This is a genomic window from Streptomyces sp. BL1 (genome assembly GCF_057628045.1).
The window spans coordinates 3,709,028-3,728,021 of the sequence record NZ_JBXYWZ010000002.1 but is presented as its reverse complement, the minus strand read 5'-3'; the positions used below and the strand labels follow the sequence as shown (position 1 = coordinate 3,728,021).

Genomic DNA, 18,994 nt, shown 5'->3' with positions numbered 1-18,994 from the left:
GACGTCAGGTGTCCTTGCCGGTCGGCAGTACGCCGGCCGGGCTGGCTCCGCTGTCCGGGCCGTCCTCCTCGTCGGTGCCGTTGGTCGGCCCGATCTGGATCTCGAAGTCGCCGCCGTACTGCTCGTGTCCGGCGACCACGGCGGTCTCGATGGCCTCGGTGCCCCGCTCGCCGATGACGATGAGCCGGTCGCTGCGCAAGTCGCGGGTGAGCGCGATGCACAATCCGATCATGACGAGGGTGAAGGGCACCGCCACGAGAATCGTGAGGTTCTGCAAGCCCGTTAGCGCATCAGCCCCACCACCTCCGATCAGCAGCATGATCGCCGCCACCGCACCGGTGAGCACACCCCAGATGACCACGACGGGCGTGCTGGGCTCCAGCGTGCCCCGCTGCGACAGCGTCCCCATGACGATCGAGGCCGCGTCCGCACCGGACACGAAGAAGATGGCGACCAGGATCATCACGATCAGCGTCGTGACGCCCGCGATCGGGTACTCCTTCAGCAGGCCGAAGAGCTGGCCCTCCTGGGTGTCCTCGCCGGCCAGGTCGGTCCCGGTCTCCTGCAGGTGAATGGCCGTGCCGCCGAAGACGGCGAACCAGATGAGGCTGACGACGCTCGGCACCAGGATGACGCCGCCGACGAACTGGCGGATCGTCCGGCCGCGGCTGATGCGCGCGATGAACATGCCGACGAACGGCGTCCAGGAAATCCACCAGGCCCAGTAGAAGACGGTCCAGGAGGACAGCCAGGTCGCTGTCTCGGGGCCGCCCGTGGAGTCCGTACGCGACACCAGTTGCGCGAATTCACCGAGGTACGAACCGGTGGACGTCGGCAGCAGGTTGAGCATCAGGACGGTCGGCCCGACGATGAACAGGAAGACCACCAGGAGCGCGGCCAGCACCATATTGATGTTGGACAGCCACTGGATGCCCTTCTCCACGCCCGACACGGCGGACAGGATGAAGGCGAGGGTCAGCACCGCGATGATCACCACGAGCATGCCCTGGCTCACGTTGTTCGACCAGCCGACTTCCTTGACGCCACTGCTGATCTGCAGTGCGCCCAGGCCGAGCGAGGCGGCGGAGCCGAACAGCGTGGCCAGGATGGCCAGGATGTCGATGACCTTGCCGACGGCGCCGTTGGCGTGCCGGTCACCGAACAGGGGGGTGAAGACCGCGCTGATGGTCTGCCGCCGGCCGCGCCGGAAGCAGCTGTACGCGATGGCGAGGCCGACGACCGCGTAGATGGCCCACGGGTGCAGAGTCCAGTGGAACAGCGTGGTGGCCATCGCTGTTTCCATCTTCTCCGCGTCGTTCGTCGGGTGGGTTCCCGGCGGCGGATCGGCGAAGTGCGTGACAGGCTCGCTCACGCCGAAGAACATCAGACCGATGCCCATGCCGGCGCTGAACATCATGGCGACCCAGGACGAGGTCCTGAACTCCGGTTCCTCGCCCTCCTTTCCGAGCGTGATCTTCCCGTAGCGGCTGAACGCCAGCCACAGCGCGAAGACCACGAAACCGGTGGCGGCGAGTACGAAGAACCAGCCGCCGTTCTTCATGACGCCGGTCAGCATGGAGGCGGAGACGCTCTCCAGCGATTCGGTCGCGACCGAGCCCCATACGACGAAGGCGAGCGTCAGCGCGACGGTAACTCCGAATACCACACGGTCCGTCCGCGGCACCAACGCGGCTCTCAGATTGCTGGAGGAGCCTGGTGGCCCCTCATTTTCAGGTGCGTTCCGTTCCACCCGTTCCTCCGGCACGCTCAAGACCTTTCATCTCCTGGACTGGGTTAGCACTGCAAGCAACTACCCGGCTGCTCGCAATGCATGTGTTGATGAGCCGTCAACGATATGCAAAGAAGGTCACTGTGAGGTTTAGACCCTGGGAACCCGTCTGCTGAGCGGTCGTTGGGGCGGCGATCCTGGCGTATCCGGGGGTACGTGCGGACGTCCACGGACATTGGAGACCAGAGGGGCACGGGGGGCGACAGGTGGCATCTCCGCGCCAAGTGACCGAAAACCACCCCTTGGAGTGCTGGCGCGTCGGGCGTCGGCCCGGGCACGATCTGCCTCATGCCGCACCGCTGGGGACGTCCCAGCTGAACGATGGAGGATCCCATGCGCGCATTCTGGCGGACCGTGGTCCGTGTGGCGCGTGAAGTCGCGTACGGCGTCAATGCGTTGCACGCAATGCAGCACCGTGCGCCTCCGGTGGTCCCGCCGTATCCGCCGCCTGTGCTCTTCAGTTCGCCCCCGGCCCAGCGGCAGGCCCCGCCGTGCAAGTGCGCGTGCGCCGCGGAGACGGACACGGACACGGAAACGGACACGGAAGCCGGCGCCGGCCGCTGACTCCGGGCACGGCCTGTACGGGCACGGCGGGCGGAGCCCACGCGCCGGCCGGGGGTCATGGCGCGTCGATCCGGAGCGGTTCCACGTTCCCCTCCATCAGCGCCGCCAGACCGTTCACCGCGCTCAGCGAGGGCTGTTCCGCGATGTGCACGGACATTCCCGTACCGGCGCGCAGCCGCTCGTCGAGTCCGGGGAGCAGCGCGCTGCCGCCGGACAGCACCATGCCGCGGTCCCCGAGGTCCGCCACCAGGTCGGGCGGGCAGCGGTGCAGTACGTCGCGGACGGCGTCGAGCAGCCCGGTCACCGGCGGCCGGATCGCGGACCGTACGTCGTCGGGGTCGACGGTCACCGTACGGGCGAGGCCGGTGACCACGTCGCGGCCGATCACCTCGGCGCCGTCGGAGCCGCTGACGGCACCGGCGAGTGCCAGGTGCAGCGGCTGCATGTTCTGGCTGGGCAGCAGCAACTCGTGGTCGTTGCGCAGGTGCTGGACCACCGCGTGCCGGATGGTGTTGCCGCCCAGCGGCACCGACTCGGCCGCCACGATCGCGCCCAGCGACAGCACCGCGACCTGGGTGGTGCTCGCGCCGCACACCAGCACCATGGCCGCCTCGGGCTGGCCGACCGGCAGCCCGCAGCCGACGCCCACCGCGGTCGGGGTGTCCACGAGTTCGACCCGCCGGGCGCCCACCCCGGTCAGCGTCTCGACGGCCGCGCGGCGCGCGAGGGGGTCGGCGTTGTAGGGGATGGTGACGGCGATGCGCATGACGGGCCGGCGGCGGAGCCAGGCCCGCCGCAGCGTGGTGCCGAGGAGGGCGCGCAGCATCCGCTGGGCCATGTCGATGTCGACGATGGTGCCGTTGCTGACGGGCCGGACGACGCGGATGTGCTGGGGCGTGCGGCCGTCCATGCGCTCCGCGCCGGTGCCGACCGCCATCAGCGCGCCGGTGTGTGTGTTGACGGCGACCGCCGACGGTTCGTCGACGACCAGGCCCGAGCCCTTCACGTGGATGCGGACGCGGGCGGAGCCGAGGTCGACGGCGACGGAGCAGCGGCGGAGCTGATCGAGTCGGTAGGTCACGGTGTTCGGATCCTTCCCCGAGGTGAGCGAGCGGGCGGACCGCACATGACGGTCCAGTGATCACGATGAACTCCGTGGAGAGGCCCCGCCTGCCGGGCTGAGCCGGACGGGCGAGGCCTCTACTGCGCTCCGGGGGAAGGGAGCTGGCGGGGCGTCAGTCCGCCGCGCCGGCCAGCGGCTGTGCCGTTTCCTCGCTGAACTGCGTGCGGTACAGCTGCTCGTACCGGCCGCCCCGCGCGAGGAGTTCCGTGTGCGTGCCGCGTTCCACCACGTGTCCGTCCTCCAGGACCAGGATCAGGTCGGCGGCCCGTACGGTCGACAGCCGGTGGGCGATGACCAGCGAGGTCCGGCCGGCCAGCGCCTCGGCGAGGGCCTCCTGCACGGCGGCCTCGGAGGTGGAGTCGAGCGCCGAGGTCGCCTCGTCGAGGATCACCACCCGCGGCTGTGCCAGCAGCAGCCGGGCGATGGTCAGCCGCTGCCGTTCACCGCCGGACAGCCGGTAGCCGCGCTCGCCGACGAGGGTGTCGAGGCCGTCGGGCAGCGAGGCGACGAGCCCGTCGAGGCGGGACCGGCGCAGCGCGTCCCACAGTTCCGCGTCGGTCGCCTCCGGGCGGGGCAGCAGCAGGTTGGCGCGGATCGTGTCGTGGAAGAGGTGGCCGTCCTGGGTGACCATGCCGAGGCCGCGCCGCAGGGTGGCGGCGGTCAGATCGCGTACGTCCTTGCCGCCGATCCGCACGCTGCCGCTGTCCGCGTCGTACAGCCGGGGCGCCAGCGAGGCGATGGTGGACTTGCCGGCGCCGGAGGAGCCGACGAGGGCGACCATGCGGCCCGGTTCGGCGCGGAACGAGACGCCGTGCAGCACCTCTTCGCCGCCGCGGGTGTCGAGCGTGGCGACCTCTTCGAGGGAGGCGAGCGAGACCTTGTCGGGGGAGGGGTAGCTGAACCGTACGTCGTCGAACTCGACCGCGACCGGGCCCGCCGGCAGCTCCTCGGCGTCCGGCTTCTCCTCGATCAGCGGCTTCAAGTCGAGGACCTCGAAGACCCGTTGGAAGCTGACGAGCGCGCTCATCACCTCGACGCGGGCGCTGGCGAGCGCGGTGAGCGGGGCGTAGAGCCGGGTGAGCAGCATCGCGAGGGAGACGATGGTGCCGGCTTCGAGTGTGCCGCGCAGCGCGAAGAATCCGCCGAGCCCGTAGACGAGGGCGAGGGCGAGGGCGGCGACGAGGGTCAGGGCCGTGAAGAAGACCTCCTGGACCATGGCCGTGCGGACGCCCAGGTCGCGTACCCGCCGGGCCCGTACGGCGAATTCGGCGGACTCCTCGGCGGGCCGCCCGAAGAGCTTGACCAGGGTGGCGCCGGGTGCGGAGAAGCGCTCGGTCATCTGCGTGCTCATCGTCGCGTTGTGGTTGGCGCGTTCGCGCTCCAGGCGGGCGAGCCGGGCGCCCATCCGGCGGGCGGGGAGGACGAACAGCGGCAGCAGGACGAGTGCCAGCAGGGTGATCTGCCAGGAGAGGCTGAGCATCACGCCGAGCGTCAGCAGCAGCATCACGAGATTGCTGACGACGTCGGACAGCGTGCTGGAGAAGGCGCGTTGGGCGCCGATGACGTCGTTGTTGAGGCGGCTGACGAGGGCGCCGGTGCGGGTGCGGGTGAAGAACGCGACGGGCATCCGCTGCACGTGGTCGTAGACCGCGGTGCGCAGGTCGAGGATCAGGCCCTCGCCGATCCGCGACGACAGCCAGCGCGTGAGGATGCCGGTGCCCGCCTCCCCGAGGGCGATGAGCGCGATGAGTCCGGCGAGGGTGAGAACAGTGCCGGTCGCGCCGGAACCGCCGCCGGTGATGGCGTTCACGACCTTGCCGGCCAGCAGCGGAGTGGCGACGGCGAACACGGCGAGCAGGCTGCTGAAGACGAGGAACGCCGCGAGTTTGCGGTGGTGCGGGCGGGCGAAGCGGAAGATCCGGCGCAGCCCGTCGAGAGAGAAGGGGTGGTGGTCCTGGTGCGCGTGGCGCGAGTTGTACAGGGCGTTCCACGCGGTCATCTCCATGCTCATGACCCGAAGATAGAAATTGAAGTTAACTTCAAGTCAAGAGGGCGGGACGGAGCCGGCGCCGCGGGCGGGGCCGCACCCCTGCCCGCGGCGTACGGGACTCCCGTCCGTGGCGTACGGGTGCCGCCTACCAGCTGGACTTGCGGACGCCCGGGAGGAAGCCCGCGTGGGCCTGTCCGCGGAGGTTGATCCGGGAGAGACCGAAGGCGCGCAGGTGGCCGCGGGGGCGGCCGTCGATGCTGTCGCGGTTGCGGACGCGCGTCGCGCTCGCGTCCCGCGGCTGACGGTGCAACTCCCGCTGCGCGTCCAGCCGTTCGGCCTCCGGCGTGGCCGGGTTCCGGATGAGCTCCTTCAGCTCGGCGCGCCGCTGGGCGTACCGCGCCACGACCTGCTTGCGCTGCTCGTTCTTCGCGATCTTGCTCTTCTTCGCCATCAGACCTTCTCCCCTCGCGCGCGGATCCGGGCGACCGCCGCCTCGACGCCGATCGACCCCACGGTCTTGATGCCGCGGGTGCTCAGCGTCAGCCGTACGTGCCGGCCCTCGCTCTCCAGCCAGTAGCGCTTGCGCTGGATGTTCGGGTTGAAGCGCCGGCGGGTGCGCCGGTGCGAGTGGGAGATGTTGTTGCCGAACGCGGGCTTCCGCCCGGTCAGCTGGCAGTGCGCGGACACCTTTGTGCTCCTCCAGTCTTTATGAAAATGGTTTTCGTTTGTGTAGGGTAGCCCATATGGCCCGCAACGAACTACGTCCGGTGATCAAACTCCGGTCCACAGCCGGCACCGGCTTCACCTACGTGACCCGCAAGAACCGCAGGAACAACCCCGACCGCCTGGTGCTGCGCAAGTTCGACCCCGTCGCAGGGCGGCACGTCGACTTCCGCGAAGAGCGCTGACGCGAGAGCGCGAGAAGAAGAGGAGCAGCTCAGTGAAGCCCGGAATCCATCCCCCGTACGGGCCCGTCGTCTTCCGTGACCGGGCCGCAGACGTCGCCTTCCTCACCCGGTCGACCGCCACCAGCGAGAAGACCGTCGAGTGGGAGGACGGCAACACCTACCCCGTGATCGACGTCGAGGTCTCCTCCGCGAGCCACCCGTTCTACACGGGCACCGCGAAGGTGCTGGACACGGCGGGCCGCGTGGAGCGGTTCGAGCGCCGTTACGGCAAGCGCGGAGCCCGCTGATGGAGGGTCAGGACCGGCTGCCCGTCGTCCTCGTCGGCGGGCTGCACGCGGACGCGCGCAAACTGGCCGTCGACCGGCTGCTGCGGGACGCACCCGGCGCGGTGGCCCTGCACCACGACCTGACCACCGCCACAGCCGGCTCCGTACGCCGCACCGTGCGCTCGCACCGCGGGCTGCTCGACGAGGGCGCGGCGCCGCTGGTGAACAACTGCGCCTGCTGCGCCCTGCGCGAGGATCTCGTCCCCGAGCTGGAGCGGCTGGCCGCGGCCGGTGACTGCGAGCTCGCCGTCGTCGAACTGTGGGACTCCGTCGAGCCGAAGGCCATGGCGGAGGTCGTCGCCGCGCACGCCGGCGAGGGGCTGCGGCTCAGGGGTGTGCTGACCGCGGTGGACCCCGCGCTGCTGCTCCCGTACCTGGGCTGCGGCGACGACCTCGCGGAGGCCGGCCTCGCCGCCGCGCCCGGCGACCAGCGCACGGTCGCCGACACGTTCGCGCGGCAGCTGGAGTACGCGCCGGTGCTCGCCGTCGCGGACGGCGAGGAGGAGGCGGAGCCCGCAGACCTCGCGCTGCTCGCCCAGCTGCACCCGGTGGCCGACCAAGTACGGGTCGGGGCACCGGACTTCGCCCGCGCGGCGACCGTCGGCTTCGACGTCGAGGCGGCCGCCGCGCGGCAGCACCCCGCGTGCGCGCTGCTGCCGCAGGAGGCCGACGCGGAGGGCGTGGCGACCCTGGTGTGGCGCCGCCGCCGGCCGTTCCATCCGGGCCGGCTGTACGCCGCGCTGGAGGACCTCAGCTGTGCCGCCGTACGCAGCCGCGGGCGCTTCTGGCTCGCCGACCGGCCGGACACGCTGCTGGCGTGGGACGCGGCGGGCGGCGCGCTGTGCGTGGAGAGCGCCGGGCCGTGGCTGGCCTCGCTGCCGGACGCCGCGTGGGAGATGGTGCCGCCCGTACGCCGTGCCGCCGCGGCCATGGACTGGGACCCCGAACAGGGCGACCGCGCCCAGCACCTGGTCTTCACGGCGCCCGGCCTGGACACCGACGGGCTCTGCTCGCTGCTCGACTCGTGCCTGCTCACGGACGCCGAGTTCGCCGGCGGGCCCGAGGCCTGGCGGCTCTTCCCCGCGGCATTCGACGAGTTGCTCGACCCGGTCTCGTAACCCTCGGCGCCCGTACGCCACTTCAGCACTTCAGCATCGGAGGAACGCATCCATGGCCCGCCGCCCGTACGACCGCAAGCAGGTCAAGAACCGGCCGAACCCGCTCGACGCCGCGGGGATCACGTACATCGACTACAAGGACACCGATCTGCTGCGGAAGTTCATCTCGGACCGCGGCAAGATCCGCAGCCGTCGTGTCACGAGGATCACGTCGCAGCAGCAGCGGCAGGTGGCCCGCGCGATCAAGAACGCGCGGGAGATGGCGCTGCTGCCGTACGCCAGTCGCTGAGACGCGGCCTGCCGGCGGCTCGTCCGCGGTCCGTCCGCGGTCCGTCCGCGGTCCGTCCGCGGTCCGTCCGTCATCGGCCGGGGCTCCTGGGGAGCCCCGGCCGACTGCTGTGCGGGGGACCCCGCGTGACGGGACGGCAGCACTGTGCCACCCGCCCTGACCGGGCGTGATGAGGATGCGACAGCATGTCGTGCACGTGCATTCGCCCATGCAGCGGCATGTGAACGAGGGTTATGATCCGGGTAGTTGGGGCTTGCCGGGTACGTACCTGGCAGCCCCGCGTGCCACCCCCCACAGCACACACCCGGGAGACCCGAGTGCCTCACGCGTACAACGGTATGGCCGCGAAGGACCTCCAGGAGGTCTTGTGGCTGAAGAGCCGGCACAGCAATTCACAGGGCACGTGTGTGGAGTTCGCCAAACTGCCGGACGGCGACATAGCCGTACGGAATTCCCGATTCCCCGAGGGCCCCGCGCTCGTCTACACGACGGCGGAGCTGGAAGCGATGCTGCGCGGCGTCAAGGACGGCGAATTCGACCACCTCGTACAGGACTGACCGCTGAACCGGCCGGCCCGCGTACGGAATTGACCACCGCGCGGGCGGGGCCGGGCGCCCCGCCGGCTCACTCCCCCTCGGGAGCGAGCCGGAACAGCGCCCAGACGACCTTTCCGCGGGTATCGCCGGACAGCGGGTGCCAGCCCCAGCCGTCGCTGAACGACTTGACGAGGTGCAGGCCGCGGCCCGACTCGGCGGAGAAGTCCACGAATTCGTCCTCCTCCGTCGCGGTGGCCTCCGGGGCCTCGTCGCTGGGGTCGCGCACCGCGCACACCAGCCGGGCCGACCAGCGCACCAGATGCAGCCGCACCGGCGGCTCGGCCTCGGCCGCCGCGCCGGACAGCCCGTGCCGCAGCGCGTTGGTCACCAGCTCGGACACCACGAGCGCGACACCGTCGAACTGGGCGGTCAGGTCCCAGCGTTGCAGCGTCGTACGTGTGAACTCGCGCCCGCTCCGCACCGCGTCGTAGCGCGGCGGCAGTGCGCAGGAGGCGGAGCCGGAAACCGCGGACGGTTCGAGCGGCGGGAGCCCCTGCCACTGCCATAAGGGCTCCAGCACGGTCGATCCTTTGGTCCCCATGACGAGCCACTCCTGGCATTCACGGCAGTGATGATCCTGTGTGGATCCTGTCGGCTGTGCTCCCCCGGACGGTTCTCGCTGCGCACTGCCCCGATCCCCAACAGGGCTGGCACTGCGTGCACTTGCGCACTCCCCATGGTTCCCAAAGCCCACAGCAGATGCAAGGGCAGATGCACGTGCACGGGAGAGTTTCGATCGTGTGTAATCACATGGGCACGCAACGGAGCCCAGTGATGGCAGACTTCGCGTCAATCAGGGCGGAGGGTTGTTCGGAATGGATGCGAAACCGGAAAGCAGTGGCGCAACGGGGGCAACTGGCTCAAGTGGCTCCATGGTGCGCCGCATCCTGCTCGGGTCACAGCTGCGGCGGCTGCGCGAGGCGCGCGGAGTGACGCGGGAGGCCGCCGGCTATTCGATCCGGGCTTCCGAATCCAAGATCAGCCGGATGGAGCTGGGCCGGGTGAGTTTCAAAGCGCGGGACGTCGAGGATCTGCTCACCCTCTACGGAGTCACCGACGAGGCGGAGCGCGAACCGCTCCTCGGGCTCGCGCGCGAGTCCAACCGCGCCGGCTGGTGGCACAACTACAGCGACGTGCTGCCCGGTTGGTTCCAGACGTACGTGGGGCTGGAGGAGTCCGCCTCGCACATCAACACGTACGAGGTGCAGTTCGTCCACGGCCTGCTGCAGACAGAGGACTACGCGCACGCGGTGGTGACCGCCGGCCACCAGAGGGACCTCCCCCGGGACGAGGTGGACCGCAGGGTCGCGCTGCGCCTGGAGCGGCAGAAGCTGCTGCTGGACGAGCGCGCGGCGGACTTCCTGTGCGTACTGGACGAGGCCGCGCTGCGCCGCCCGTTCGGCAGCGCGGCCGTGATGGACGCGCAGCTGCAGCACCTCGCGGAGCTCTCGGAGCGGCCCAACGTGACCGTGCAGGTGGCCCCGTTCGCGCTCGGCGGGCACCCGGCGGAGAGCGGCGCGTTCACCCTGCTGCGCTTCCCCGAGCAGGATCTGAGCGACATCGTGTATCTGGAACAGCTGACCAGTGCGCTGTATCTGGACAAGAAGGAGGACGTCGTCCAGTACGACGACGTGCTGCGACGCCTGGTGGACGACAGTCTGTCGCCCGCGCGCACCCGGGATCATCTGGCCAAGATCCGCCAACTCCCGTAACCCGCCAGTACGATGACGTGCCATCAGCCCCTTCCACCCCCCCCCAGAAGGAATGGCATGTCCTACTTCGCGGAGCTGGCACTTCAGTACATCGACGGCGAGTGGCGACCCGGGAACGGCTCCTGGGACATCATCGACTTCAACCCGTACAACGGCGAGAAGCTGGCCGCTGTCACTGTCGCCACCGTGGACGAGGTCGACCAGGCCTACCGTGCCGCGGAGCGGGCCCAGCCCGCCTGGGCCGCCACCAACCCGTACGCCCGCCGGCTCGTCTTCGAACGTGCGATACGCATCGTCGAGGAGAGCGAGCAGGAGATCACCGAGGCGATCATCGCGGAGCTGGGCGGCACCCGGCTGAAGGCGGCCTTCGAGATCCACCTGGCGAAGGAATTCCTGCGCGAGGCCATCCAGCTGGCGCTGCGCGCCGAGGGGAAGATCCTGCCCTCGCCGGTCGACGGCAAGGAGAACCGCGTCTACCGCGTGCCGGTCGGCGTCGTCGGCGTCGTCTCGCCCTTCAACTTCCCCTTCCTGCTGTCGCTGAAGTCGGTGGCGCCCGCTCTCGCCCTCGGGAACGCGGTCGTCCTCAAGCCGCACCAGAACACCCCGGTGTGCGGCGGCGCGCTCGTCGCGAAGGTGCTGGAGGAGGCCGGGCTGCCGCCCGGGCTGCTGAACGTCGTCATCACCGACATCGCCGAGATCGGCGACGCGCTGCTCTCCCACCCGGTGCCCAAGGTGATCTCCTTCACCGGTTCGGACAAGGTCGGCCGGCACGTCGCGACCGTCGCGGCCTCGCACTTCAAGCGCTCGGTGCTGGAGCTCGGCGGCAACAGCGCGTTCCTCGTGCTCGACGACGCGGACCTCGACTACGCCGTGGACGCGGCCGTGTTCAGCCGCTACGTGCACCACGGCCAGGTGTGCATGGCAGCGAACCGGATCATCGTGGACCGGTCCGTGGCCGAGGAGTTCAGCGCCCGCTTCGTCGCGAAGGTCAGGACGCTGAAGGTCGGCGACCCGGAGGACCCGGGCACCCACATCGGCCCGCTCATCAACTCCTCGCAGGCGGAGAGCGTCAGCGCCGCCGTCGAGCAGGCCGTCGCGGCCGGCGCCCGTGCCCTGCTGCACGGCGGCGTGGACGGCAACGTCGTCTCGCCCAGCGTGCTGACCGACCTGCCGGAGGACGCCTCCGTGCTGCACGAGGAGATCTTCGGACCCGTAGCGCTGATCATCCCGGTGGACGGCGAGGACGAAGCCGTACGGGTAGCCAACGACACCCCGTACGGGCTGGGCGGCGCCGTGCACACGGCGGACGTGGACCGCGGCGTACGGGTGGCCCGGCGGATCGAGACCGGCATGGTGCACATCAACGACTCGACCGTCGCGGACGAACCGATCGTGCCCTTCGGCGGGGAGAAGCACTCCGGGCTCGGCAGGCTGAACGGGGAGCAGATGGTGGAGTCCTTCACCACCACCAAGTGGATCTCCATCCAGCACGGGCGCAGCGGCTTTCCTTTCTGAACGGTCCGGTTCCGGCCTGAACAGTCCGGTTCCGGAGGGGTTTCTCTTGTTTCCCGCGGGCCGTTCCGCGCCACGGGCGACTCCGCTAGCTTGAACAGCCCTGAACGGCTGCGACCGTTCCGACCGCCTGAGTGCTGACGAAAGCGAGTGATTCATGCCCACAGTCGTGCCGCCCGAGCAGACCGGCGACGAGCGGGGTGCGCTCCTGGCCTACCTGGACGCACAGCGCGGCGGAATCCGGCGCGTCGTGCACGGTCTGACGGAGGAACAGGCGCGCAGCAACCCGACGGTGAGCGCGTTCTCGCTGTCCGGCGTGCTCAAGCACGTCACGCTGGGGGAGCGCGGCTGGCTGCGCACGATGCGGGGCGAGGGCGGGGCGGCGTACGGCACGGAGCAGATGAAGGAGTGGGAGGACAGCTTCCACCCGCACCCCGACGAGACCGTCCAGGTCCTGCTCGACCGGTACGCGGAGGCCGCGCAGGCGACCGACGACGCCGTACGGGCCGTCGCGTCGCTCGACGAGACCTTCCACTCGCCCAAGGCCCCCTGGGACGACGGCGGTCCGCGCTCCTGGCGCTACGGTCTGCTGCACCTGATCGAGGAGACGGCCCGGCACGCCGGTCACGCCGACATCATCCGCGAGACCATCGACGGCAAGGGTGCCTTCGACCTCGTCTTCGAGACCGGCGCGATGCCGGAACCGGACTGGTCGGCCTTCGGGGAGTGACCCCCTCGCCGACTGCCGCGCGCTGACGGACCGGCCTGCGGGACCGGCCCGGCCGCCCGTCTAACCTGTGCGGGAACACAGGCTGGACGGGCGGAAGGCGGACGATGCCGGCGACGAGGCTGCTGGTGCTGGGCGCGGTGCGGCAGCACGGGCGGGCGCACGGCTACGCGGTACGCAGCGACCTGGAGATGTGGGGCGCGCACCGGTGGTCCAACGCCAAGCCCGGGTCGATCTACCACGCGCTCAAACAGATGGCGAAACAAGGCCTGTTGCGCGCCCACGAGGTCGCGCCGAGCGACGCGGGCGGCCCGCCGCGCACCGAGTACGAGCTGACCGGTGCGGGCGAGGAGGAGTTCCTGCGGCTGCTGCGGCAGGCGCTCACCGCCATCGACGAGAAACAGGACATGCTCACCGCGGCCGTCGGCTTCCTCGTCGACCTGCCGCGCACCGAGGCCATCGCCCTGCTGGAACAGCGCGTGGCGGCGCTGGAGGAGTGGCGCGACGACGTCACCCGGAACTGGATGCCGGGCGAGGACACGGTCCCCGAGTGGGCGCACCTCCGCGAGATCATGGGCCTCTGGGTGCACAACGCGGACTCCGGCGCCGCCTGGGCGCGCGGCCTCGTCCGGCGGCTGGAGGACGGCGCGTACGTGATGGCCGGCGAGGGCGAGCCCCGGAAACCGGTCCAGCCGTCCGGCTGACCCGCGTACAGGCCGGTCCGGTCCGGGAGACGGTGGAGTAAGGCGCTCACCCCATGGGGTGAGCGCTCGCCGCGGATCGCTGACAGTCCTTCCGGGACGCCCCTCCCGGAGCGCAAGGGCGGTCGCAGCGGGGAATCGGCTGGACAGCACAGGGTCACGTGAGCTCCTCTGGGCAGAAGCGTTCACAGTGGGAACCAGTGGGCCCTGAAGAGGCGTCGAGCATGTGGATTTAATTAGAGGCTTACGGTCTGAACAGACCCCAAATGGGCCTCAAGTGTTAAGGAGCGGACAGGAAGTGGTCGGTGAGCCCCAGGGGGCACCTTCCGGCGAAGGCCGGGGGAGGGACGGTGAGGCGGAAGAGCCTCCGGAGACCCCGGAGGATGCCAAGCCGGTTTCCGACGAGGCGCACAGCGCGTTCACTCCTCCACTGGGCGTCCCCGTGCCGCCCATGCCGGAGGACGACGCCCCGACATCCGAATTCGCCGTCCCCGAGGGGCTGCTGACGTCTCCTCCGCAGGAGCAGATCAGCGCGTTCACACCCCCCGAGGGCATCCCGCAGGTGTCGCTGGTCAAGCCCGGCGCGCCCTGGCAGGACCGGATGCGGGCCATGATCCGCATGCCGCTCGCCGAGCGGCCGGCGCCGGAGCGCCCGCGGCGTACCGAGGAAGCGGACGTCGGCCCTGCCGCGCCGCGCGTCCTCGACCTCACCCTCCGCATCGGCGAACTGCTGCTGGCGGGCGGCGAGGGCGCGGAGGACGTGGAAGCGGCGATGTACGGCGTGGCCCAGGCGTTCGGCCTGGACCGCTGCGAACCGACCGTCACGTTCACCCTGTTGTCGATCACCTATCAGCCGTCGCTGGTGGACGACCCGGTGACGGTCGGCCGGACCGTACGCCGCCGGGGCACCGACTACACGCGGCTCGCGGCCGTCTTCCGGCTCGTCGACGACATCACCTCCAGCGACGTCTCGCTGGAGGAGGCCTACCGCACGCTCGCGGAGATCCGCCGTAACCGGCACCCGTACACCAAGGGCGCCCTGACCATGGCCAGCGGCGCGCTGTCCGGCGCCGCCTCCCTGCTGGTGGGCGGTGACGGCGTGGTCTTCGTGCTGGCCGCGCTGGGCGCGATGCTGGGCGACCGGCTGGCCTGGCTGTGCGCCGGGCGCGGACTGCCGGAGTTCTACCAGTTCGTGGCCGCCGCGATGCCGCCGGCGACGATAGGCGTCGCGGTCGCACTGCTCGACCTGCAGTCCAACTCCGAGGTGAAGGCCGCCGCGGTCATCACCGGTGGCCTCTTCGCCCTGATCCCCGGACGGGCGCTGGTGGCCGCCGTGCACGACGGACTCACCGGCTTCTACATCACCGCCGCCGCACGTCTGCTGGAGGTCGTGTACCTCATCGTCGGCATCGTGTGCGGCGTGCTGCTCGTGCTGTACATCGGCTCCGCGCTGAACGCCAAGCTCGAACCCGACCAGTTGAAGCACATCGAGGCCCGCCCCGAGATCCAGCTGCCGGCGGCGATGCTGCTGGCGCTGGCGTTCTGCGTACTGCTCCAGCAGGAGAAGCACACCGTGGTGCTCGCGACGCTGAACGGCGGCGTCGCCTGGCTGATCTACGGCGCGATGACCATGAAGGTGGGCAACGAGTTCGTCGGGAACATCCCCGCGGTGCCCGCGACGGTGGCGGCGGCCGGACTCGTCGGTCTCTTCGGGCAGTTGATGTCGCGCTACCAGTTCGCGTCCTCATTGCCGTACATCACCGCGGCCATCGGACCGCTGCTGCCCGGTAGTGCGACGTACTTCGGGCTGCTGAACATCGCGCAGGGCCACATGGCCGACGGTGTGCAGTCCCTGTCCACCGCCGCGACCATCGCGTTCGGCATCGCCATCGGCGTGAACCTCGGCGGCGAACTGGCCCGGCTGTTCATCAAGTCGCCCGGCGTCGAGACGCCGCTGCCGGGCCGCCGCGCGGCCAAGCGCACCCGCGGCTTCTGACGCCCCGTCCCGCGGCGCCCTGTCAGAGGGGCTGAGGGGCCCGTACACAGCATGAAGGGGCGCGTCCCGCGGGACGCGCCCCTTCGTACTGTGCGGCGGGTGACCGGACGGCTCAGTGGCCGCCGTTGGCCTCCAGGCGCTTGACCGAGGCCTCGACCTCGGCCTCCGCCTCGGAACGGCCGACCCAGTTGGCGCCCTCGACGGACTTGCCGGGCTCCAGGTCCTTGTAGACCTCGAAGAAGTGCTGGATCTCCAGCCGGTCGAACTCGCTCACGTGGTGGATGTCCCGCAGGTGCTCCATCCGCGGGTCCGACGACGGCACGCAGAGCAGCTTGTCGTCGCCGCCCGCCTCATCGGTCATCCGGAACATGCCGATCACACGGCACTTGATGAGGCAGCCGGGGAAGGTGGGCTCGTCGAGCAGCACCAGCGCGTCCAGCGGGTCGCCGTCCTCGCCCAGGGTGTTCTCGACGAACCCGTAGTCGGCCGGGTACACGGTCGAAGTGAAGAGGTGGCGGTCCAGCCGGATGCGGCCGGACTCGTGGTCCACCTCGTACTTGTTCCGCGACCCCTTCGGGATCTCGATGACGACGTCGAACTCCAAGGGAGGCTCCTCCGTGATCAGCACATGTATCTGATGGTTAAGTGTCCCCCACGCACGTACACGCTCGCGAAAGGGGCTGGTCGAGGTGCGTGACACCGCGTCCGAGGTGCGCGACACCGCAGTCCGGGCGGGCCGTGCGGGCCGGGCTGTGGCCCTGAGGACCGCCCGGCAGGTCCGACAGCGCTGGCGGACCGCGAACCCCGCGCAGCGGCAGACCGTCCGCCTGACGGCGAGCTCCGCCGTGCTCGGACTCGTGATCGCGGGCACGGCCGTGGCCACTGCGGGGCCATGGGACTCGGGCCAGCGTACGGCCGAGCGCACGTGGGCGAACGCCCAGGAGTACCGGAGTGGCCAGAAGCACACCGGGGAGGACGGCGGCGGCGGACCGCCCCGGGCCCCCGACGTGCTGGCCGCGCTGGCCCCCTCCCGTGCGCCCGCACGCGGCTCGGGCTCCGGCAGCGGCGGCGCCGACAACGTGCCGCCGCCCACCTCGGCAGCGCTCGCCGACGTCGTCGAACCCCTGCTGGACAACGCCGCCTTGGGCTCCGTACGCACCGCGTCCGTCGTCGACGCGGGCTCCGGCCGGCAGCTGTACGAGAAGGGCGCCGGCACTCCCGCCGTACCCGCCTCGACCGTCAAACTGGCCACCGCCACCGCCGCGCTCTCCGCCCGCGGCGCCGACCACCGGATTGTCACCCGCGCGGTGCGCGACGGCGGTCACCGTGTCGTGCTCGTCGGCGGCGGCGATCCGACGCTGGAACCCGGTGACCTGGGGAAGCTCGCCGCGGACACCGCCCGTACGCTCGGCGGCAGCGGCACCCGGAAGGTCTCCCTCGGCTACGACACCTCCGCCTACCGGGGACCCGAACGGCACCCCATCGGGGTCAACGAGAACATCGCCCCCGTCAGCGCCCTGATGGTGCGTCAGGGGCGGCTCGACTCCTCGGACCAGGGGCCGGCGCCCCGCTCCGCCGACCCCGCGCAGGACGCCGCCGACGATTTCGCCGCGGAGCTGAAGAAACACGGCATCACGGTCGAGGGCTCCGCGGCGCAGGCGAAGCACAAGCCGGCCGAGGGCGCGCAGGTACTCGGCACCCACCGGTCCGCGCCGCTGTCCTCGCTGGTCGAACGGATGCTGACGCACAGCGACAACGACATCGCCGAGGCGCTCGGACGGCAGGCCGCGCTCGCCGACGGCGGCTCCGCCGGCTTCGCGGACACCGGCAAGGCCGTACGGAAGCGGCTGGACGCGCTCGGACTGCCGCTCGGCGGCGCCCACTTCGAGGACGGCAGCGGCCTCGACCGGGACGACAAGGTCACCTCCCGGCTGCTCACCCGGCTGCTGGTGCACGCGGCGGGACCCGACAGCCCCGGGCTGCGGTCCGTGCTGACCGGACTGCCCGTCGCCCACTTCACCGGCACGCTCGGTGAGCGCTACGACGGCCCGCAGGGCGCACCCGGCGCCGGCCTCGTACGGGCCAAGACCGGCACTCTGACCGGGGTCAACTCGCTGGCCGGCACCACCGTGGACGCGGACGGGCGGCTGCTCGCCTTCGCCTTCATGACCTCCGGGGCCACCGACCGGGACGCCGCGCAGCGCGGTCTGGACCGGATGGCTGCGGCGCTCTCCAACTGCGGCTGCCGCGACTCGCCTTCGGCGGGTTGATCCGGTGGCCCCGCCTCCGCTCCGGGCCCGGCGCGCGGTCTCCTCCCGCTGGGCCCCTTCGGCACGTACCGTGAAGTCATGACGAGCCTCGGTGGTGTGGAGATGGTCGACTGGAATCTCGCGGTCGCGACCGCGACCCGGCTCGTACGGCCGGGACCCGAAGTGAGCCGTGACGACGCCCGCGACGTCGTGGCCGAACTGCGCAGGCACGCGAAGGCATCCGAGGAGCACGTGCGCGGCTTCACGCGGATGGCGCCCGACCGCCCCGAGGAGGCGGACACCCCGGTGCTCGTCGTCGACCGGCCCGGCTGGGTCCGGGCCAACGTCGCCGGCTTCCGCGAACTCCTCTCCCCGTTGCTGGAAAAGATGCAGGACCGCCGCTCCGGAGTGCCCGGCGGCGCCGTGCTCGGCGCGGTCGGCGGCAAGGTCACCGGCGTCGAGGTGGGGATGCTGCTGTCCTTCCTCGCCTCGCGTGTGCTCGGCCAGTACGAGACCTTCGCGCCGGCCACGCGAGAACTGCCCGCGGGCCCCGGAGGCGGGGGCCGGCTGCTGCTGGTCGCGCCGAACATCGTTCACGTCGAGCGCGAACTCGACGTCGCACCGCACGACTTCCGGCTCTGGGTGTGCCTGCACGAGGAGACGCACCGCACCCAGTTCACCGCCGTGCCCTGGCTGCGCGACCATCTGCGCAACGAGATCCAGGAGTTCCTCGGCGAGACCGAGATGGACCCCTCCACGCTGCTGGAGAGGCTGCGCGAGGCGGCGCAGTCGCTCACCGGCAACAAGGAGGGCGCCGAGGGCGACGAAGCGGACGCCGCGGCGGCGCGCGAGGCCCGCGGCAGCATCGTCGAGCTGGTGCAGACCCCCGCGCAGCGGGAGATCCTCGCCCGGGTCACCGCCGTGATGTCCCTGCTGGAGGGGCACGCGGACTATGTGATGGACGGCGTGGGCCCGCAAGTCGTGCCCAGCGTCGCGGAGATCAGGGAGAAGTTCCAGAAGCGCCGGGCCAGCGGCGCGGGCCGGCTCGACCAGGCGCTGCGCAAGCTGCTGGGCCTCGACGCCAAACTGCGCCAGTACCGGGACGGCGAGCGGTTCGTACGGGCCGTGGTGGACGAGGTCGGCATGGACGGCTTCAACCGTGTGTGGACCTCGCCGAACACGCTCCCGACCAAGTCGGAGATCGCCAAACCGGCGGACTGGATCGCGCGGGTGCACCGCTAGCCCGCGAAAGCCCCCGGTTAGCCTGCGGATCCGAAAACTGACTACCGAACGCCTCGCCAATCACCCGTCCGAGGGACCGAGATCGCCGGGTGCGCGTGCGATGCTCGGGGAACACGGTTCGTCTCTGTCACTATCGACGCACTCTGCGTGAC

The 18,994-nt window shown here is 70.8% G+C and carries 19 protein-coding genes; 12 read left to right on the top strand and 7 right to left on the bottom strand.

The features are described from left to right. Positions 1-4: 4 nt before the first annotated feature. From AC3AGO_RS16465 to rpmB, 5 genes are all read right to left on the bottom strand, one after another. Positions 5-1,765 carry a BCCT family transporter gene (locus AC3AGO_RS16465; RefSeq protein ID WP_487824681.1) on the bottom strand — a complete coding sequence of 587 codons (1,761 nt, stop codon included), beginning with the start codon at positions 1,763-1,765 and terminating at the stop codon, positions 5-7. A 643-nt stretch (positions 1,766-2,408) separates the two neighbouring features. Beyond that, positions 2,409-3,434: a rod shape-determining protein gene (locus AC3AGO_RS16460; RefSeq protein ID WP_487820962.1), complete on the bottom strand. Its 1,026-nt coding sequence runs from the start codon at positions 3,432-3,434 to the stop codon at positions 2,409-2,411. Between the two features lie 154 nt (positions 3,435-3,588). Further along, complete coding sequence (locus AC3AGO_RS16455; RefSeq protein WP_487820961.1) at positions 3,589-5,487, bottom strand: ABC transporter ATP-binding protein; 1,899 nt, start codon at positions 5,485-5,487, stop codon at positions 3,589-3,591. Positions 5,488-5,611: 124 nt separating this feature from the next. Then, complete coding sequence (gene rpsN, locus AC3AGO_RS16450; protein ID WP_487820960.1) at positions 5,612-5,917, bottom strand: 30S ribosomal protein S14; 306 nt, start codon at positions 5,915-5,917, stop codon at positions 5,612-5,614. After that, on the bottom strand, positions 5,917-6,153 hold the full coding sequence (gene rpmB, locus AC3AGO_RS16445) for a 50S ribosomal protein L28 (RefSeq protein ID WP_487820959.1): 237 nt from the start codon (positions 6,151-6,153) through the stop codon (positions 5,917-5,919). The genes rpsN and rpmB overlap by 1 nt, the downstream gene beginning before the upstream one ends. Positions 6,154-6,209: 56 nt before the next feature. Here rpmB and rpmG point away from each other — a divergent pair, with 56 nt between their 5' ends. The 5 genes from rpmG (at position 6,210) to AC3AGO_RS16420 (ending at position 8,664) form a co-directional block, all read left to right on the top strand. Continuing rightward, on the top strand, positions 6,210-6,374 hold the full coding sequence (rpmG, locus tag AC3AGO_RS16440) for a 50S ribosomal protein L33 (RefSeq protein WP_487820958.1): 165 nt from the start codon (positions 6,210-6,212) through the stop codon (positions 6,372-6,374). 32 nt (positions 6,375-6,406) lie between these two features. Next, the gene (locus tag AC3AGO_RS16435; protein WP_487820957.1) at positions 6,407-6,661 is read left to right on the top strand and encodes a type B 50S ribosomal protein L31; all 255 of its coding nucleotides are present in this window, start codon (positions 6,407-6,409) and stop codon (positions 6,659-6,661) included. Further along, positions 6,661-7,818 (top strand): CobW family GTP-binding protein, encoded by a 1,158-nt coding sequence (locus AC3AGO_RS16430; RefSeq protein WP_487820956.1) that lies wholly within the window; start codon positions 6,661-6,663, stop codon positions 7,816-7,818. The genes AC3AGO_RS16435 and AC3AGO_RS16430 overlap by 1 nt, the downstream gene beginning before the upstream one ends. A 52-nt stretch (positions 7,819-7,870) precedes the next feature. Then, complete coding sequence (gene rpsR, locus AC3AGO_RS16425) at positions 7,871-8,107, top strand: 30S ribosomal protein S18 (RefSeq protein WP_487820955.1); 237 nt, start codon at positions 7,871-7,873, stop codon at positions 8,105-8,107. Between the two features lie 317 nt (positions 8,108-8,424). Next, entirely contained in the window at positions 8,425-8,664 is a 240-nt protein-coding gene (locus AC3AGO_RS16420; protein ID WP_487820954.1) for a DUF397 domain-containing protein, read from the top strand. 67 nt (positions 8,665-8,731) lie between these two features. On the opposite strand, the gene AC3AGO_RS16415 is transcribed toward AC3AGO_RS16420, so the two are convergent. After that, on the bottom strand, positions 8,732-9,244 hold the full coding sequence (locus AC3AGO_RS16415) for an ATP-binding protein (RefSeq protein WP_487820953.1): 513 nt from the start codon (positions 9,242-9,244) through the stop codon (positions 8,732-8,734). A 331-nt stretch (positions 9,245-9,575) separates the two neighbouring features. Here AC3AGO_RS16415 and AC3AGO_RS16410 point away from each other — a divergent pair, with 331 nt between their 5' ends. From AC3AGO_RS16410 to AC3AGO_RS16390, 5 genes are all read left to right on the top strand, one after another. Further along, the gene (locus tag AC3AGO_RS16410) at positions 9,576-10,415 is read left to right on the top strand and encodes a helix-turn-helix domain-containing protein (protein WP_487820952.1); all 840 of its coding nucleotides are present in this window, start codon (positions 9,576-9,578) and stop codon (positions 10,413-10,415) included. A 57-nt stretch (positions 10,416-10,472) separates the two neighbouring features. Then, the gene (locus AC3AGO_RS16405; protein WP_487820951.1) at positions 10,473-11,930 is read left to right on the top strand and encodes an aldehyde dehydrogenase family protein; all 1,458 of its coding nucleotides are present in this window, start codon (positions 10,473-10,475) and stop codon (positions 11,928-11,930) included. Between the two features lie 154 nt (positions 11,931-12,084). Continuing rightward, entirely contained in the window at positions 12,085-12,657 is a 573-nt protein-coding gene (locus AC3AGO_RS16400) for a DinB family protein (RefSeq protein ID WP_487820950.1), read from the top strand. Positions 12,658-12,761: 104 nt separating this feature from the next. Further along, positions 12,762-13,358, top strand: coding sequence for a PadR family transcriptional regulator (locus AC3AGO_RS16395; RefSeq protein WP_487820949.1), 597 nt, complete (start codon positions 12,762-12,764; stop codon positions 13,356-13,358). A gap of 295 nt (positions 13,359-13,653) precedes the next feature. Further along, positions 13,654-15,351: a threonine/serine exporter family protein gene (locus AC3AGO_RS16390; protein ID WP_487820948.1), complete on the top strand. Its 1,698-nt coding sequence runs from the start codon at positions 13,654-13,656 to the stop codon at positions 15,349-15,351. 112 nt (positions 15,352-15,463) lie between these two features. Here AC3AGO_RS16390 and AC3AGO_RS16385 read toward each other — a convergent pair whose 3' ends face one another. Beyond that, entirely contained in the window at positions 15,464-15,955 is a 492-nt protein-coding gene (locus AC3AGO_RS16385; protein WP_487820947.1) for an inorganic diphosphatase, read from the bottom strand. A gap of 85 nt (positions 15,956-16,040) precedes the next feature. Between AC3AGO_RS16385 and dacB the strand changes: the two genes are divergently transcribed. Further along, positions 16,041-17,621: a D-alanyl-D-alanine carboxypeptidase/D-alanyl-D-alanine endopeptidase gene (gene dacB / locus AC3AGO_RS16380; RefSeq protein ID WP_487820946.1), complete on the top strand. Its 1,581-nt coding sequence runs from the start codon at positions 16,041-16,043 to the stop codon at positions 17,619-17,621. Positions 17,622-17,699: 78 nt separating this feature from the next. Beyond that, positions 17,700-18,842: a zinc-dependent metalloprotease gene (locus AC3AGO_RS16375; protein WP_487820945.1), complete on the top strand. Its 1,143-nt coding sequence runs from the start codon at positions 17,700-17,702 to the stop codon at positions 18,840-18,842. Positions 18,843-18,994: the final 152 nt, after the last annotated feature.

Coding starts and splice junctions, on each gene's coding strand:
- AC3AGO_RS16415 (WP_487820953.1), bottom strand. CDS start 9,244: ATGGGGACCAAAGGATCGACCGTGCTGGAGCCCTTATGGCAGTGGCAG.
- AC3AGO_RS16430 (WP_487820956.1), top strand. CDS start 6,661: ATGGAGGGTCAGGACCGGCTGCCCGTCGTCCTCGTCGGCGGGCTGCAC.
- rpsR (WP_487820955.1), top strand. CDS start 7,871: ATGGCCCGCCGCCCGTACGACCGCAAGCAGGTCAAGAACCGGCCGAAC.
- AC3AGO_RS16395 (WP_487820949.1), top strand. CDS start 12,762: ATGCCGGCGACGAGGCTGCTGGTGCTGGGCGCGGTGCGGCAGCACGGG.
- AC3AGO_RS16405 (WP_487820951.1), top strand. CDS start 10,473: ATGTCCTACTTCGCGGAGCTGGCACTTCAGTACATCGACGGCGAGTGG.
- rpmG (WP_487820958.1), top strand. CDS start 6,210: ATGGCCCGCAACGAACTACGTCCGGTGATCAAACTCCGGTCCACAGCC.
- AC3AGO_RS16375 (WP_487820945.1), top strand. CDS start 17,700: ATGACGAGCCTCGGTGGTGTGGAGATGGTCGACTGGAATCTCGCGGTC.
- AC3AGO_RS16400 (WP_487820950.1), top strand. CDS start 12,085: ATGCCCACAGTCGTGCCGCCCGAGCAGACCGGCGACGAGCGGGGTGCG.
- rpsN (WP_487820960.1), bottom strand. CDS start 5,917: ATGGCGAAGAAGAGCAAGATCGCGAAGAACGAGCAGCGCAAGCAGGTC.
- AC3AGO_RS16410 (WP_487820952.1), top strand. CDS start 9,576: ATGGTGCGCCGCATCCTGCTCGGGTCACAGCTGCGGCGGCTGCGCGAG.
- AC3AGO_RS16455 (WP_487820961.1), bottom strand. CDS start 5,487: ATGAGCATGGAGATGACCGCGTGGAACGCCCTGTACAACTCGCGCCAC.